This is a genomic window from Enterococcus sp. DIV0682 (assembly GCF_051712685.1).
GTDB classification, from domain to species: domain Bacteria; phylum Bacillota; class Bacilli; order Lactobacillales; family Enterococcaceae; genus Enterococcus; species Enterococcus faecalis.
The window spans coordinates 235,245-250,964 of sequence record NZ_JBIOPK010000001.1 but is presented as its reverse complement, the minus strand read 5'-3'; the positions used below and the strand labels follow the sequence as shown (position 1 = coordinate 250,964).

Annotated in this window: 16 protein-coding genes; 5 read left to right on the top strand and 11 right to left on the bottom strand. The window is 38.5% G+C overall.

Going from position 1 to position 15,720, the window contains the following annotated elements:
* Positions 1-18: 18 nt before the first annotated feature.
* Both IGK96_RS01320 and IGK96_RS01315 read right to left on the bottom strand, forming a co-directional pair.
* Positions 19-1,386, bottom strand: a complete 1,368-nt coding sequence (locus tag IGK96_RS01320) for a TrkH family potassium uptake protein (protein WP_085443054.1) — start codon at positions 1,384-1,386, stop codon at positions 19-21.
* Positions 1,387-1,518: 132 nt separating this feature from the next.
* Entirely contained in the window at positions 1,519-2,061 is a 543-nt protein-coding gene (locus tag IGK96_RS01315) for a dihydrofolate reductase family protein (protein WP_010713603.1), read from the bottom strand.
* A 246-nt stretch (positions 2,062-2,307) separates the two neighbouring features.
* Between IGK96_RS01315 and genR the strand changes: the two genes are divergently transcribed.
* The 3 genes from genR (at position 2,308) to genA (ending at position 6,034) form a co-directional block, all read left to right on the top strand.
* Positions 2,308-3,069, top strand: a complete 762-nt coding sequence (gene genR / locus IGK96_RS01310; RefSeq protein WP_002355208.1) for a MurR/RpiR family transcriptional regulator — start codon at positions 2,308-2,310, stop codon at positions 3,067-3,069.
* Positions 3,070-3,242: 173 nt separating this feature from the next.
* The gene (gene genB, locus IGK96_RS01305; protein WP_085443053.1) at positions 3,243-4,577 is read left to right on the top strand and encodes a PTS sugar transporter subunit IIC; all 1,335 of its coding nucleotides are present in this window, start codon (positions 3,243-3,245) and stop codon (positions 4,575-4,577) included.
* Between the two features lie 26 nt (positions 4,578-4,603).
* Positions 4,604-6,034 carry a 6-phospho-beta-glucosidase GenA gene (gene genA / locus IGK96_RS01300; protein ID WP_002355206.1) on the top strand — a complete coding sequence of 477 codons (1,431 nt, stop codon included), beginning with the start codon at positions 4,604-4,606 and terminating at the stop codon, positions 6,032-6,034.
* A gap of 36 nt (positions 6,035-6,070) precedes the next feature.
* Here the strand turns inward: genA and IGK96_RS01295 are convergent, their stop codons facing one another.
* The 4 genes from IGK96_RS01295 to efp all read right to left on the bottom strand — a co-directional run bounded on the left by IGK96_RS01295 (position 6,071) and on the right by efp (position 9,094).
* Positions 6,071-7,207: a cystathionine gamma-synthase gene (locus IGK96_RS01295; protein WP_010713605.1), complete on the bottom strand. Its 1,137-nt coding sequence runs from the start codon at positions 7,205-7,207 to the stop codon at positions 6,071-6,073.
* 13 nt (positions 7,208-7,220) lie between these two features.
* Entirely contained in the window at positions 7,221-8,138 is a 918-nt protein-coding gene (locus tag IGK96_RS01290) for a PLP-dependent cysteine synthase family protein (protein WP_002361143.1), read from the bottom strand.
* Between the two features lie 89 nt (positions 8,139-8,227).
* Complete coding sequence (locus tag IGK96_RS01285; protein WP_002366057.1) at positions 8,228-8,365, bottom strand: hypothetical protein; 138 nt, start codon at positions 8,363-8,365, stop codon at positions 8,228-8,230.
* Positions 8,366-8,533: 168 nt separating this feature from the next.
* Positions 8,534-9,094 carry an elongation factor P gene (gene efp / locus IGK96_RS01280; RefSeq protein WP_002355202.1) on the bottom strand — a complete coding sequence of 187 codons (561 nt, stop codon included), beginning with the start codon at positions 9,092-9,094 and terminating at the stop codon, positions 8,534-8,536.
* A 354-nt stretch (positions 9,095-9,448) separates the two neighbouring features.
* On the opposite strand from efp, the gene IGK96_RS01275 reads away from it, so the two are divergent.
* The gene (locus IGK96_RS01275) at positions 9,449-10,096 is read left to right on the top strand and encodes a FusB/FusC family EF-G-binding protein (RefSeq protein WP_002355200.1); all 648 of its coding nucleotides are present in this window, start codon (positions 9,449-9,451) and stop codon (positions 10,094-10,096) included.
* A 184-nt stretch (positions 10,097-10,280) separates the two neighbouring features.
* On the opposite strand, the gene IGK96_RS01270 is transcribed toward IGK96_RS01275, so the two are convergent.
* The 3 genes from IGK96_RS01270 to fabF form a co-directional block, all read right to left on the bottom strand.
* The gene (locus tag IGK96_RS01270) at positions 10,281-11,249 is read right to left on the bottom strand and encodes a dihydroorotate oxidase (RefSeq protein WP_161975113.1); all 969 of its coding nucleotides are present in this window, start codon (positions 11,247-11,249) and stop codon (positions 10,281-10,283) included.
* A 144-nt stretch (positions 11,250-11,393) separates the two neighbouring features.
* Positions 11,394-11,828 carry a 3-hydroxyacyl-ACP dehydratase FabZ gene (gene fabZ / locus IGK96_RS01265; protein WP_002355197.1) on the bottom strand — a complete coding sequence of 145 codons (435 nt, stop codon included), beginning with the start codon at positions 11,826-11,828 and terminating at the stop codon, positions 11,394-11,396.
* Between the two features lies 1 nt (position 11,829).
* A complete protein-coding gene (fabF, locus tag IGK96_RS01260; RefSeq protein WP_002358339.1) occupies positions 11,830-13,068 on the bottom strand; it encodes a beta-ketoacyl-ACP synthase II in 1,239 nt (412 codons plus the stop codon).
* A gap of 297 nt (positions 13,069-13,365) precedes the next feature.
* Between fabF and fabI the strand changes: the two genes are divergently transcribed.
* On the top strand, positions 13,366-14,118 hold the full coding sequence (gene fabI / locus IGK96_RS01255) for an enoyl-ACP reductase FabI (RefSeq protein WP_002358338.1): 753 nt from the start codon (positions 13,366-13,368) through the stop codon (positions 14,116-14,118).
* Positions 14,119-14,216: 98 nt separating this feature from the next.
* On the opposite strand, the gene IGK96_RS01250 is transcribed toward fabI, so the two are convergent.
* Complete coding sequence (locus IGK96_RS01250; RefSeq protein WP_002355192.1) at positions 14,217-14,630, bottom strand: DUF4809 family protein; 414 nt, start codon at positions 14,628-14,630, stop codon at positions 14,217-14,219.
* A 29-nt stretch (positions 14,631-14,659) separates the two neighbouring features.
* Positions 14,660-15,595 (bottom strand): cation diffusion facilitator family transporter, encoded by a 936-nt coding sequence (locus IGK96_RS01245; protein WP_071646528.1) that lies wholly within the window; start codon positions 15,593-15,595, stop codon positions 14,660-14,662.
* Positions 15,596-15,720: the final 125 nt, after the last annotated feature.

The following is a 15,720-nucleotide window of genomic DNA, read 5'->3' as shown; positions in this document are numbered from 1 at the left end:
TATTTCCCTCTTTCTCTATTAACCAATCATCACTGATTCTTTTGGATATTGAACTTTCGACTGACTTTCCAAGCCTTTCTTAATTAATGACAATAACACCGTGTACACACCCACACGACCGATGAACATTAGAAAAATAATCACCAGTTTACCAAAAACAGTTAAATCTGGTGTTAACCCCATTGTTAAACCGACCGTTCCAAATGCAGAAATCACTTCAAAAACAATATACTCAATCCCGTTTTTTAAAGGTAATGTTTCTGTAAACGAGAGAATAACCGAAGCAGTTACACATAAAAAAGTTGCCAAGAAGAACAAAGTAAACGCTTGGAGCACTACTCGCTCAGGAATTGTGCGTTCATGGAATTCCACTCGCTGTTTCCCTTTAAAAATTGCACGAAATTGTAAAAATAACACACCAAACGTAGTGGTTTTCAAGCCGCCAGCGGTTGATCCTGAAGTGCCACCAATAAACATCCACAAAATCGTGACAATCAGGCCTGGATTACTCATTTTCAAATAATCAACTGAATAAAAGCCAGCCGTTCTTGGTGTAACCGACAAGAACCAACTGTTGACAAGACGCTGCCAAAAAGACATGTCAGCTGGAAAATGGCGATATTCTGAAATGTAAAAAATAACGGTCCCTAAGACTAAAAAGGTGGCGGTCACCGTTAAAGCAAGGCGTGTATGAATACTAACACGGTGCTTAATTTTATTTTTATAGCCTTTAATCATTGCAAAAATATCGCGCCACACAATAAATCCTAAACCACCAGCTATAATTAAAAAGCTAATGACTAGTAAAAGATAAGGCGAATTTTGATAAGGAACCATACTATCCCCTAGCAAATCAAAGCCAGCATTACAAAATGCCGAAACGGCATGGAAGAGACTAAAAAACATCCCTTTTTTCCACCCAAATGTTGGCACAAATTGAAAGGACAACAAGAAGGCTCCAAGTAATTGAATAATGGCCGCAAACTTCATAATATATTTCATTAAACGAAAAACTCCGGAAACTTCACTAACATTTAAAGCTTCTTGATACAACATCCGTACACTTAGTGACGCTTTTTTCCGCAGCAAACTAAAGAAAATCGTGGCAACGGTTAAAAAGCCTAAGCCGCCTAATTCAATCAAAATCATAATAATAACTTGCCCGATAGGACTCCAATGCTCCGCCGTATTCAAAGGCGAAAGCCCTGTAACACAGACGGCGGAAGTTGCCACGAAAAAAGCATCAATCCATTGCGTTTTTTGTCCAGCTTGTGCAGAAAAAGGCATCATTAATAAGATTGTGCCTACAACAATTAATAAAAAAAAGCCTAAGACAATTGTTTGAACCGGTGAAATATACAACCTTTTTTTGATCTGATGTTTCATTTTTTTTCTCCTCTACCATTTCTTTGTCAATCAAAAACAACACAAACGGCTAGACAACTGTTGCTTTGTTCCTCTCGCCCTATGAGAAACTCAAAACCTTGAAAGCAACTTGCCCAACCGAATAATTATTTTTTAATTTTTGTTTTCACGTTGATAAATCGAATAAACCAACTCATTTTTTTGATAAACCTGTTTTAAACGAACTGGGATTGATTGAGCCATTGTCTCGTATAGAGCAATGCCCTCACCCAGAAACAGTGGTATTGTCGTCAAAATGAAGGTATCAATTAAATCAGCTGCCAAAAGCGGTTGAACCACTTTTGGGCCTCCAACAATCCAAATTCCCGCGCCGTCTTCTTCTTTGAGACGACGAATTAATGTGACGGGATCTTCCTTGGTAAAAGTTCTTGAAGCAGTTGATGTTTCTGGATGAGAGGTAATGATATAAGAATGCTTGTCTTCATAAAAATACACATCTGGGGACAATTCTTGTGTCACTTGATCATAAGTAGTCCGCCCCATTACCACAGTGTCTATTTTTTCATACATTTCATCGTAACTACGATCTTCTTCATCGCCACGAATATTCTCTTCTAACCAAGCAACACCGCCCGCTTTGTCCGCAATGAAACCATCAATACTCGCTGCAATAAATAAAATTACTTCCCGTGCCACATCAACGCCTCCTTTTCTCTTCTTATCTATTTTAGCTTGTTTTCACAAAAAACTCTAGGGGTGCGCATTGTTATTTTTAAAAGAAAAAAGAGAAAAACTAGGATAATTGGGCTACTTTTTGTAAAATAGGAAATAAGAAACTTTTTATTGAGTTATTTTACATTTTTTTCAAGAAAAATAAGAATTGGTTTATTTGATTTACACAAAAAAATAACATATTCAGTTTTTATATAAAGGAGGATTACTTTGTTTGATTTAGAGAAGGTTCAGACCTTGAATGAATTAGAAATGCTCGTTTACCATTATGTATTGGAACACCTGCACCAAATCCCTCAACAGACCATTCGCCAACTGGCTACTTCCTGTCATGTCTCCACCTCAACGATTCTACGATTTTGTAACAAAATGGGCTATGCTGGTTTTTCCGAATTAAAATATGCAGTGAAAGAAGAAGCCAAACAAACACAAACGTTTGAAAATTTTTATGATGCCACGGTTCACGTCGATGCTTTTTTGAAAAAATTAAACCAAGAAACCTATTACGAAATGCTTCGTCCAGCAATCCAAATGATTGTTCAAGCACGTCACGTTGCCTTTACTGGCATTGGTACTAGCGGAATTTTAGGTAGTTATGGCAGTCGTTATTTTGCCAACTTAAATATCAATTCTTACAGTATTGCTGATCCCTTTACGCCTATCCCCAAGCGCGGATTTGAAAATACATTAGCCTTGATTCTGTCTGTATCTGGGGAAACCAATGAAATGATTAAACAAATGACCGATTTTAAAACAGCTGGCGCCAAAGTGCTAAGCATTACCAACAATCAACATTCAACTATTGCCCGCTTGGCTGACTACAACATCTCCTATTATATGCCCGACGAACGTTCTCCATTTGCAGATAAATCAGTCAATACAACCACTCAAATCCCTGTCATTGCTTTAATTGAACTCCTAGCTCATCAAGCAAGTCAACTTTTAAAGGAACTAGATGAAACACCTTTCTAGTTGTTTTTCACAAAAGCTCATGCTGTCTAAAACAGTATGAGCTTTTTTGTTTTTTTTCTTGGTACATGTTTCTCATTCAAGCAAAAGTCTATTTTTTCTTCAAATAACCTTATATAGTAAATATATAAACGGATACATTTGCATTTATATTATTCTTCAAAGGAGAGATTTTTATGAACGAATGGATTAACGAGAAATTATTACCTCCAGTACTAAAATTCGTCAATACCAAAGCAATTACTGCCTTACGGAACGGGATGCTTTACACGATGCCTTTTACCATTGTTGGTTCCGTGTTTCTTCTATTAGCGAATTTCCCAGTTACAGCTATTTCTGAATGGGTTAACGCAAGCGGTCTGGCTGTTTATTTCAATCAAGCATATGGGGCATCTTTTGCGATTATGTCGTTATTTGCGGTCATCGGTATTGCCTACTCATATGTAAAAAGCGAGGGATTTGAAGGCCTCCCAGCGGGCATGATTGCCATGGTAGTTTTCATTTTGTTTATGTCATCTGAAGTCAAAGATGCGGTTTCTGGCGCAGTAGTTGGCAATGTCATCAACAAATATTGGACAGCTGGCAAAGGGATGATTACAGCTATTATTGTTGGTTTGTTAGTCGGCGTTGTATATAGTTGGTTTTTACGTCATGATATTCGTATCAAATTACCAGAAGCTGTACCAGAAAATGTGGCCAATTCCTTTACTGCGTTAATTCCTGCCAGCGTCATTGTAACTGGTGCAATGCTAATTTTCATTCTTCTAGATAAAGTCTTCAATACGACATTCTTTGACTTTATTTACGAAGTGCTACAATCACCACTTCAAGGAGTCACAGATTCACTAGGTGGCGCATTACTATTAGGTTTTGTCATTCCGCTCTTTTGGTTTTTCGGTGTTCACGGGTCAACAATCGTTGGCGGTATCATGGGCCCTATTTTACAAGCAAACTCTTTAGAAAACACCGAAATTTTGAAATCAGGAAAAGACTTAACACTGGCTAATGGCGGCCATATTGTTACACAACAATTTTTAGATCAATTTTTAACGGTCACTGGTGCGGGCATGACAATCGGGTTAGTCGTGTTCATGGTTTTCTTTGCCAAATCAGCTCAGTTCAAGCAATTAGGTCGGCTTTCAATTGGGCCAGCTGTTTTCAATATTAACGAGCCAATTGTCTTTGCTACACCTATCGTGATGAACCCAATCATGGCTGTGCCATTCATTATCACACCGATTGTTTCTTCTGTTGTGACATATTTTGCCTTGTACACAGGACTGGTTCCTCTCTTTACTGCGGTACAAGTTCCCTGGACTACTCCTCCAATCATTTCTGGACTTTTAGTTGGTGGTTGGCAAGCAGCGTTGCTTCAAGTAGTGGTACTAACGATGAGTTTCTTTATCTATTTACCGTTTGCTAAAAAAATGGATGCACTTAATTACGCAGAAGAAACCAATCAACCAATTACTGAAGAAACCCTTGAAAAAGTCGAAGCACAAAACGTATAAAAATTTGAACAAAGGACTGAAACGATATGTCAATTTTGAAAAATGATTTTCTTTGGGGCGGCGCTGTCGCTGCTCATCAATTAGAAGGAGGCTGGGACCAAGGCGGTAAAGGGGTGAGCGTGGCGGATGTAATGACTGCTGGTGCACATGGCGTTCCTCGTAAAATTACCGCAGGCGTTTTACCAGATGAACACTATCCTAACCATGAAGCGATTGATTTTTACCATCGCTATCAAGAAGATATTCAACTATTCAAAGAACTTGGTTTAAATTGTTTCCGAACCTCTATTGCTTGGACACGAATTTTTCCTAACGGAGATGAAGAAACGCCCAATGAAGAAGGCCTTCGTTTTTATGATGCACTTTTTGACGAGTGTTTGAAAAATGGCATTGAGCCAGTCGTGACACTGTCTCACTTTGAAATGCCTTATCATTTAGTCACAAAATATGGCGGCTTTCGCAATCGCCAAGTCATTGATTTTTTTGTCAAATTTGCTGAAGTCTGTTTCACTCGTTACCAGAAAAAAGTCAAATATTGGATGACCTTTAACGAAATTAACAACCAAGCCAATTATGAAGAAGATTTTGCACCTTTTACTAACTCTGGTATTGCTTACCAGGAAGGAGAAGACCGCGAAGCAATTATGTATCAGGCTGCTCATTATGAACTAGTCGCTAGCGCACGTGCAGTGAAAATTGGCCACGCTATCAATCCCGACTTCCAAATTGGCTGTATGATTGCGATGGTGCCTATTTATCCTTATTCTTGTAATCCTGAGGATATGATGATGAGTGTTAGCGCAATGCAAAAACGTTATTGGTTTACCGATGTTCATGTCCGCGGTCATTATCCAAGTGCAATTCAATGCTATTTGAAACGAAAAAACATTTCATTAGATGTCACAGAAGAAGATTTAACTGATTTGGCTAATGGCTGTGTTGATTATATTGGCTTTAGCTATTACATGTCGTTTGCTGTGAAAGGTGCAGAAAAGGCCCCTACTTTTGACTACAATGAAGCAAAAGACTTGGTGCGAAATCCTTATGTAGCAACATCTGATTGGGGTTGGCAAATCGATCCTATGGGCTTACGCTATGCAATGAATTGGTTCAATGATCGGTATGAATTACCACTCTTTATTGTTGAAAATGGCTTTGGTGCTATTGATGAGCTAGAACCAGACGGAACGATTAACGACACTTACCGAATCGCTTATTTACGTGAACATATCGAGATGATGAAAGAAGCCGTTGCGTATGACGGCATTGATTTGATGGGCTATACACCTTGGGGATTCATCGATTTAGTGAGCGCTAGTACAGGCGAAATGAAGAAACGGTATGGCTTCATTTATGTAGATAAGGACAACGATGGTCACGGAACGTTGGAACGGCGAAAGAAAAAATCGTTTGCTTGGTATCAACAAGTGATTGCTACGAATGGAGAAGAATTATAAACAAAAGGCCTTCGTCTAAAGACGAGGGCCTTTTGTTTATGCTTGTAATCCCTTTTCTAAATCAGCCAATAAATCTTCGACTGCTTCAATTCCTACAGATAAACGAATGAGTCCATCTTTAATTCCCACAGCTTCACGATTTTCTTTGGGAATAGATGCGTGAGTCATAATGGCAGGTACTTCAATTAAACTTTCTACGCCACCTAAACTTTCCGCTAAAGTAAAAATTTCCAACGTTTCTACGAAAGGAACGACTTGCTCATCCTTGGCTAATTCAAAAGAAATCATACCACTAAACCCCGACATCTGTTTTTGCGCAATTTCGTGACCAGGATGACTCGCTAGTCCTGGATAATACACCGTTGCTACAGCTGGATGCGCTTCTAAAAATTCTGCGATTTTTTGAGCATTTTGGGCATGCGCTGCCATCCGGACGCCTAATGTTTTTAAACTACGTTGGACCAACCAACTATCATGTGGTCCTAAAACAGCGCCAATCGCATTTTGTAAAAAGGCAATCTTTTCTGCGCTTTCTGGATGATTCGTTACGACTAAACCAGAAACTACATCACTATGGCCCCCTAAATATTTTGTCCCGCTGTGAACCACAATATCAGCACCTAACGCTAACGGCCGTTGAAAATAAGGCGTCGCAAATGTATTATCGACAATAGTTAACAACTGATGTTTTTTAGCAAGCTTAGCCGCCGCTTCAATATCTGTAATTTTTAACAGTGGATTACTTGGTGTTTCCAAAAACAAGGCTTTTGTATTTGACTGAATTGCGGCTTCAATTGTTGCTAAGTCGCTGGCGTTTACAATCGTATAGCTTAACCCATTTGCTACAAATACTTTGTCCAATAAACGGAAACTGCCCCCATAGACATCGTCACCTAATAAAATATGATCTTCGGGTCCAAACATAGAAATGATTGCATGAATACCCGCTAAGCCTGAGCTAAACGCAAAGCCATGGCTCCCACCTTCTAACTCAGCGATTAAGGTTTCTAACGCGTGACGTGTGGGATTACCTGAACGAGAATATTCATATTCTTTTGGCTGGCCCACGCCGTTTTGTTCAAAGGTTGACGTTTGATAAATAGGAACACTCACTGCACCTGTTGTTGTATCTTTACTAATGCCGCCATGAATTAATTTGGTATTGAATTTCATAAAAGTTTTCCTCCTAAGAATAAATATTTTTTGATAAATAACGGTCACTACCGTCAGGAAAAATAGTTACAATTGTGCTGCCTGCTGGTAAGCGGCGCGCCTCTCTTAATGCCGCCGCAAACGCTGCGCCGCTGGAGCTTCCCACCAGCAAAGCGCTTTTCTTGGCTAATTGTTTGACCCAGAAAAAACCATCCTCGTCTGAAATGGTATAAAAGCCGTCCACAGGAATCTGTTTAAGAAAAGGCGGCACGAACTCCACGCCAATGCCTTCGATTTCATGTCCGTGTGCAGGTCCGCCATTTAAAATTGAACCTTCTGGCTCCACGCCCCATAATTGCGTCTTACTATTTTGTTCTTTGAGATATCTGCCAACACCTGCAAACGTTCCACCACTGCCTAAACCTGCGACAAAGCTAGTAATCTTTCCGCCTAGGTCTTGAACAATTTCAGGTCCTAATCCTTCGTAGTAAGCAGCAGGATTATCCGGATTTTCAAATTGTAACGGCACGTAACTATTAGGAATTTCCTTGGCTAAGTCTTGGGCACTAGTTATCGCTCCGACAATCCCTTGCTCTGTTGGCGAAGGGACAATTTTAGCACCTAACGCTTGCATCAGCTGTTGTTTTTCCTGACTAAATTTTTCTGGCACAACAAAGATTGTCTTGAGGCCCAGTTGACTGGCTGCTAATGCCAGGCCAATCCCTGTATTCCCCGCTGTCGGTTCAATAATTGTTGTGGCTTGATTTATCTTTCCCGTTTTCATTGCTTCTTTGAGAAGATGCACACCAAGCCGATCTTTGACACTGCCACCTGGATTCAAATATTCTAGCTTCGCATAAATTTTAGTGCCTTCTGGCATAGGATATTGTTCACTTGTAAATTCAAATAATGGTGTTGCTCCGATTGTGTCTAAAATTGACTGAACAATCATAGCGAATTCCTCCTTCTAATACATGTACATAAAACAAAAAGGTGCTGATCGCATCAGCACCTTTTTTGTTTATTTCTGGTTGTCTAGATTCAGAGAGGAATCGTGTTAGGCAATTTTTCAGAAATAACGGAGGTTTTCCCCATCACAAAAGAGTATGCTGCACTATTTTGCACCATACAACAACAGCTTTCCGTTTCTAAAAAAAGGCTAGCTTGTTTTTTCGTCATGGTTGATTTCCTCCTTCGTCATGTGTTGACCAAACTATACCATTTCCCATTTTCTAGTGTCAACGATTCTAACGATTGCTATTTCCTATCACACCAATGGTTTTCTTATAGGTAAAAGAATTAATAGACCAAAAAAAACAGAAGGCTAGCCTTCTGTTTTTCTGCTACTTATTTAGCACGTTTTAAATACGTACCTTCCGCAGTATTGATTTCTAATAATTCGTCTGCTTCAACAAAATCTGGAACGTTAACAACTAATCCTGTTTCCATTGTAGCGGGTTTACCAGAACCAGTTACTGTTGCGCCTTTGATTGAAGGTTGTGTTTCAGCAACACGTAAGATTACCGTTGTTGGTAAAGTTAAACCAATGACTTCTTCACCATAAAATTGAATTTTTACTTCCATATTTTCTAATAAATATTTTAGTTCTTCTTCAATTAAAGCAGTTGGTACTTCATATTGTTCATATGTTTCTAAATCCATGAAAATAGCCATATCATCTTGGCTGTATAAATATTGAACCGGTTTTGTATCGATGTGCGCTTTTTTCACTTTTTCATCTGGGCGCATTGTTGTATCTGTTGTTGAACCCGTACGAACATCTTTTAATTTCATACGCATAACCGTGTTACCTTTACCTGGTTTGTGGTGGCTAGCTTCCATTACTTTAATTAATTTGCCGTCTTGCTCAAAAGTCATACCGGCTTTTAAATCGCTTGCTGCAATCATTGTAATTTCTCCTTTTCTCTGGTTAATTCTTCATTATTGTAGCAAATAACCTAGGATTAATCTAGGAAATCACGTATCTTTTTTAGAAGTTTATCACTCCCCAGACATTGAATTGGGAAATAAAACGAGTTTAACTTGCCTTTTTTCTTGAATTGCGTTAGAATTACCAAGCTTTCATCAATTATTTTCACTTTTTACATAGAAAAAATCAATCATTAAAGGGGGTGATGATATGATACGTCAAACGCTATCTTTATCAAAAACACATGAGGTTGTCTGTCACTAAACATACGTTGGTGAGACAAATTGCCTTTCAGCGTATGTACTCGGTCTATTTGAAAGGAATTTAAAATCATGAACCCAACTATTCAACCTTACCAATTTAACATAATTAAAGAACAAGTCGCTGTGTTACTAAACACCTATACGTCTGTTAACGATGCTACGACTGTCAAAACTGTCCAGGCCCTATGTGCCGAAAAAATCAATGGGTTATTTCCAGAAGAACACCCTGCTGTTACGATTTTGTTGGACAAAGTGATGGATCGTCGTTTAACACGCGCACGTGCTGAAAAATATTTAGATGAATTAAAAGAAACCGTGTTGCCCTTTAAAGAACCTTCAACACCACAAGTCACGAAAGTCTTTCGCAAAGTGAAGAAGTTAAAGATTCCTGAGTGGGAAAACATGGATTTACGGAACAATACCTATGTCGGTTGGAACGACGCTGGGACTCAGAAAAAATTTATCTTAGCTTATCGAGAAAATAAATTAATCGGCGTCCACGGCACCCTTTCACCCACCATTGTTAAAGGTGTTTGCTCCATCTGTCAAACAATCACGAATGTGTCTATGTTCCTAGCTACCACCAAATCAGGCGGTGACGGAACCTACACGAAAAAAGGCAATTACATTTGCCATGATAGCGACACCTGTAACCAACAATTAACACAACCTGAATATTTGGAAGCCTTTATGGAAAATGTTAAGGCTGTGAAATAACAAAAAAGAGCGTGGGACAAAAATCACTTTGGATTTTTGCTCCACGCTCAAAAACTGATAAACGGCGGGAACAGAACCAACTCCTTCGGAAATAAGCCGAAATTCTCCAAAAATTAAAGAGCAATTTCCGGAAATTTCTTCTTATTTCTCGGAGCTAAACGGTTCTGTCCCGACCTCTTTTTTGTTACATCTCTTTCAATTTCCCACGAAATTCTTCAATACTTTCATAACCTTTTGCTGCCATGATTTCTTGTAATTCTTTGGCTAGACGCTCAAAAACTTGTGGACCTTCTTGATGCAATTGTGTGCCGACTTGTACTAATGTCGCACCACATAAAAGATGCTCAAAAACATCTTTTCCGCATGTAATACCGCCCGTTCCAATAATTTTGATTTCTGGTTTCAAACGTTGCGCAAACGCACGAACATTGGCTAACGCTGTTGGTTTGACATATTCGCCGCCCAGTCCACCGAAGCCTCCTTTTGGTTTAATGACCACTTCTTCCTTGTCACTGTCAATATATAAACCATTACCGATGCTATTAATACTATTCACGTAAACTAAAGGGAATTTATTTAAAATTTCAGCCATTGCGTCAAAATGTGCAATATCAAAAAATGGGGGTAATTTTACACCTAATGGTTTAGTAAAAAATTGGAAAACTTCTGTTAAAAGCTTTTCTGTTAATTCAAAATCATAAGCAATTTGCGGTTTACCAGGCAAATTGGGACAAGACAAATTAAATTCTGTCACTCCTGTGTATTCACTTTCTTGCACTTTTTTTAAAATAGCGATATTTTCCTCATAATTCATACCAGATACAGATAAAAAGCGTAACTCCTCGGGAAATTCCTTTTGACGTGCAATCTGATAATCTAAATAATAATCAATCCCTAAATTAGGCAAGCCCATTGAGTTAATACTTCCTAATGGTGTATCAAAATACCGAGGTTCCTCATTGCCCTGACGAGGATTAGGTGTTGCCGTCTTAGCGACAAAAGCACCTGCTTGAGAAGCCGCTAACTCATCCATTTCCTTAATTGTCATACAATGAATGCCTGATGCGTTCATTAACACATTCGCCAATTTATGTCCCGAAAACTCTACTAAAATATCCAAAAGAAAAACCCTCCTGTAAATTGTTTTACTCATAAGCTTACTACCTTCACATAAGCTTTTTATGATTATAGCATGTTTTTTTGCGTTAGTGTTATTTATATAAATTTAAAAAGGAATAAGCCAATATGACTTATTCCTTTTCTTAGGGAAACTAACGTATCCAAAATTGATTGATTCTTATCGTCCCACAATAAACGTCAATTCACATTCGCAGACCTTTTTATCTTCCACGTAAGCAGTCGCTTTGCCGATGCCGACAAAGTCACGTAATTTGACGATTTCAAAATGTAATTTCAAGACATCACCAGGGACCACTTTTTGACGGAATTTGGCCTTGTTGATACCGCCAATATAGGCCGTTTCACCTTCAAATTGATCCATTTTTAAGATTAAAATCGAACCTACTTGTGCCAATGCTTCAATAATCAAAACGCCTGGCATTGTTGGATTTCCAGGGAAATGTCCTTGAAAAAATTCTTCGTTAATTGTCACATTTTTTGTTGCAATAATCTTTTCATTTGGAATAATTTCATCCACATAATCAATATAACAAATCGGATAGCGATTAGGAATCATTTCCATAATTTCTGTTGCAGTCATTACTTTTTTCATACTAGTTTTCCTCCCATTTCTTCAAGCAAATTACACCATTATGGCCACCAAAGCCAAACGAATTACTAATTGTATAGTCCGCTGTAATGTCACGTGCACCTTCTGTGACATAATCTAAATCACAATCTGGATCAGCTACTTGGTAGCCTACTGTCGGATGAGCTTTTCCTTCTTGCAATGTTTGCACACAAGCGATCGCTTCGATACCGCCAGCCGCGCCCAATAAATGTCCAGTCATACTCTTTGTACTTGAAATTGGAATTTGCGATGCTCGCTCACCAAAGACACGCTTGATGGCCGTTGTTTCCGCAGCATCATTCGCTGGGGTTGACGTACCATGAGCATTGATATACCCAATTTGTTCCGGTGTAATCCCTGCTTCTGCAATCGCCATTTCCATCGCAGCCGCCGCGCCACTACCGTCTTTTAAAGGAGCGGTCATGTGGCTAGCATCACAGTTGCTGCCATATCCAACAATTTCGCCGTAGATAGTTGCGCCACGTTTCTGTGCATGCTCGAGTTCTTCTAAAACCAGCATTCCTGCGCCTTCACCCATCACAAAACCTTTTCGTTCTTTATCAAAAGGAATCGAAGCCCGAGTCGCATCTTCTGTTGTATTTAAAGCATTCAATGCTGCAAAGCCTGCAATCCCAATTTCACATACTGTAGCTTCTGTCCCCCCAGTTACCATCATGTCCGCTAAACCATATTTAATCGTGCGAAAAGCTTCACCAATCGCATTCGTCGCAGAAGCACAAGCAGTCACGATAGTTTGAGAAGGTCCTTTTGCACCTAAACGAATCGAAATATTTCCCGCTGCCATATTAGCAATTACCATAGGCACGAAAAATGGTGTTACGCGTTTTGCGCCTTTTTTATCCATTACCCGTACTTGGTCTTGTAAGGTAGTCATCCCGCCGATTCCACTACCGACAATCACACCTAAACGAGTCGGGTCAATCGTTGCTTCTGTTAAACCACTCATTTCCCACGCTTCTAAAGCAGCCACCAAGCCATATTGAGAAAATAAGTCCATTCTTTTTTGCTCTTTGCGTTCTAAAACAGCACTTGGGTCAAACTCTTTCACTTCGCCAGCCAAAGCTACCCCAGTATCTTCAGAATCAAATTTAGTAATTTTGCCAATTCCTAGCTTGCCATCCACTAGATTATGCCAAAATTCTTTTACGGTATTGCCTAATGGTGTTACGGCTCCCATGCCGGTTATGACCACTCTTTTCATACTGTACCTCCGAGTTTATTTTGATTATCAAACTATTATTTCATGCGGTTTCCAGCACTTTTTCTTAAAAAATAAGAAAAATAGTTTGACTTTCAAAGTATTTTGGTTAATAATTCAGACATCAGGAAAAATGTCTGTTTTTTTCAAGATTAGAAAATTGAGAAGATTTTGTTATCATTCTCACACAGATAATACCAGTTGAAATTTTATTCGTCAACTCAATAAATGTAACTTTTACATTTTGATGAAGAAAAGCCTATTCTATCAACAAAAATTTTTTATTAAAGGAGATTTTATATGTTTTTACAAAATAAGAATGTCGTCGTAATGGGTGTTGCCAACAAAAAAAGTATTGCTTGGGGCTGTGCAAAAGCATTAAAAGATCAAGGGGCCAATGTTATTTATACGTATCAAAACGAACGCATGAAAAAGCAAGTGGTTAAATTAGCAGATGAAAATGATTTGTTGGTGGAATGCGATGTTGCTTCTGATGCATCCATTCAAGCAGCCTTTGAAACAATTAAAAATGAAGTGGGTACAATCGATGGACTAGTCCATGCGATTGCTTTTGCCAAAAAAGAAGAATTGTCTGGAAACGTTAGTGACATCACTCGTGATGGTTTCCTATTAGCACAAGATATTAGTAGCTACTCTCTTTTAGCAGTCACTCATTATGCGAAACCTTTGTTAAATCCTGGTTCAGGAATTGTCACATTGACGTATTTAGGTTCCGAACGTGCGATTCCTAACTACAATATGATGGGGATTGCTAAAGCTTCTTTAGAAACTGCCGTGAAATATTTAGCTTTTGAATTAGCTGCAGATAAAATTCGTGTCAACGGAATCTCCGCAGGAGCGATTAAAACATTGGCTGTGACTGGTGTAAAAGACTACGATCAATTGATTAGTATTTCTAATGAGCGGACACCAGATAAAACAGGCGTAACCATTGAAGAAGTCGGAAACACTTGTGCCTTTTTAGTCAGTGAACTAGCTAGTGGTGTGGTCGGTGACATCATTTATGTCGATAAAGGCGTTCACTTAACTTAATCATTTTTTGTCTTTATTTTCTATTTATACATTAAAAAACAGAGATTGGACAATCTCTTTCACTCATTGATTGTCCAATTTCTGTTCTATTTTGTACTTTATTCTATAATAAAATTGACAGTTTCAATTCCAAAAACAGTTGTTAGGATTTGATTGACTTGTTCAAAAAGTTCTGGTAAATCTTCCAGTTTATTTTTAGATTGGATTTTTTCAGAACCGTTATCGTAGCTTAAATGATTGTACGCTTCTTTAAAGGTTACTGCTGTGTCTTCTTTTCGATAAAGGATATATTCGTCATCTAGCATATCCATTTGTAGCTCCTGTTTAAATCCATTTCTGGCAACAACAGCAGAAACTAGATGAGCAACAGTCAAGCCATCTAACGGAATGTCCACTCCATTCATTGCTAATGTGTAGACGGTATCTTCCACTAAACCACAGGCGTTGCAACCACCACTGGTTAAATCTACTGTACTTGTTATAATTGCCTCTTGCATCGTTTCTTCCCCCATATTGTTTTTTAAAGTTATTCTTTCATTTGTTATTTACGAACGTAATTCACATCATAATCGTCAACTTCAATATAGATATAGATTTTTTTATCAGGCATTTTACTGCGAATGTCTCGTTCAATCGCATTCACAACATCAGGTGCATCTTCTTCCATTGGTTCTACCACATCAATTTTTGCCGCTACTAAAATTTCAGTTGGGCCTAAATGAACGGTCTTTACATCAATTAGTTTTTCAACATCCGCCCGATCAAATGCGGTTTTAATTTTTGCTAAATCTGTAGCGGTCACACTTTCGCCTACAATCAAACTATAAAATTCTTTCGCTAAGAAAATGGCTGCACACATTAATAGTAAACCAATCAGTAAACCACTGATAGCATCAAATGCAGCAATCCCAGTTACCATCGTTAAAAGGGTCCCCACCAAAGCTAAACACAAACCAATAACCGCACAAAAGTCTTCCGTAAAAATAATTAAAATTTCACTGTGACGACTTTCTCGCAAAAATTTTAAGAGCGATAACTTCTCTGTATTCAATTCTTTGATTTCTTTCATCGCTACACGCAAAGAGCTACCTTCCACAAGCAAACCAAAAATTAAAATACCAATGACAATAGCCACATTTTCTACTTCATGAGAGGGATGCAGTAACTTCTGAATAGCCTCCATTACGCCTAACGCGCCCCCACCAAAAAAGAGCATCGTTGCAACAATTGTACTAAAAAAGTATTTTGCACGGCCTTCTCCAAATTGATGTAACGCACTTTGTCCACGAGAAGCGCGCTTATTCCCAAAAAGTAATAACACCTGATTACTACAGTCCACGACACTGTGGATACTTTCATTCATCATAGCGGTACTACCACTTAAAGCAAAACCAACAAATTTACTAATCGCTACTAAAATATTCGCAATCAGTGCGGCAATAACTGCAAACATGCCACTCGATTTTTTTGTCTCCATAATTACCTCCTATATGTAACGTAAAACTAAGATAAACCACCCGTTTATTCATCCATCATTTTACCACTTCTGAGGTATTTGTAAAAAAGAGTTCTCTTAAAATTCAAAAAGAAATGTACTGACTG

What these genes read in the sequence shown, in the direction of transcription:
- IGK96_RS01320 (WP_085443054.1), bottom strand. Translation starts at nt 1,386, where the DNA reads ATGAAACATCAGATCAAAAAAAGGTTGTATATTTCACCGGTTCAAACA.
- genB (WP_085443053.1), top strand. Translation starts at nt 3,243, where the DNA reads ATGAACGAATGGATTAACGAGAAATTATTACCTCCAGTACTAAAATTC.
- genA (WP_002355206.1), top strand. Translation starts at nt 4,604, where the DNA reads ATGTCAATTTTGAAAAATGATTTTCTTTGGGGCGGCGCTGTCGCTGCT.
- IGK96_RS01295 (WP_010713605.1), bottom strand. Translation starts at nt 7,207, where the DNA reads ATGAAATTCAATACCAAATTAATTCATGGCGGCATTAGTAAAGATACA.
- IGK96_RS01290 (WP_002361143.1), bottom strand. Translation starts at nt 8,138, where the DNA reads ATGATTGTTCAGTCAATTTTAGACACAATCGGAGCAACACCATTATTT.
- IGK96_RS01285 (WP_002366057.1), bottom strand. Translation starts at nt 8,365, where the DNA reads ATGACGAAAAAACAAGCTAGCCTTTTTTTAGAAACGGAAAGCTGTTGT.
- efp (WP_002355202.1), bottom strand. Translation starts at nt 9,094, where the DNA reads ATGATTGCAGCAAGCGATTTAAAAGCCGGTATGACTTTTGAGCAAGAC.
- IGK96_RS01275 (WP_002355200.1), top strand. Translation starts at nt 9,449, where the DNA reads ATGAACCCAACTATTCAACCTTACCAATTTAACATAATTAAAGAACAA.
- IGK96_RS01270 (WP_161975113.1), bottom strand. Translation starts at nt 11,249, where the DNA reads ATGAGTAAAACAATTTACAGGAGGGTTTTTCTTTTGGATATTTTAGTA.
- fabZ (WP_002355197.1), bottom strand. Translation starts at nt 11,828, where the DNA reads ATGAAAAAAGTAATGACTGCAACAGAAATTATGGAAATGATTCCTAAT.
- fabF (WP_002358339.1), bottom strand. Translation starts at nt 13,068, where the DNA reads ATGAAAAGAGTGGTCATAACCGGCATGGGAGCCGTAACACCATTAGGC.
- fabI (WP_002358338.1), top strand. Translation starts at nt 13,366, where the DNA reads ATGTTTTTACAAAATAAGAATGTCGTCGTAATGGGTGTTGCCAACAAA.
- IGK96_RS01250 (WP_002355192.1), bottom strand. Translation starts at nt 14,630, where the DNA reads ATGGGGGAAGAAACGATGCAAGAGGCAATTATAACAAGTACAGTAGAT.
- IGK96_RS01245 (WP_071646528.1), bottom strand. Translation starts at nt 15,595, where the DNA reads ATGGAGACAAAAAAATCGAGTGGCATGTTTGCAGTTATTGCCGCACTG.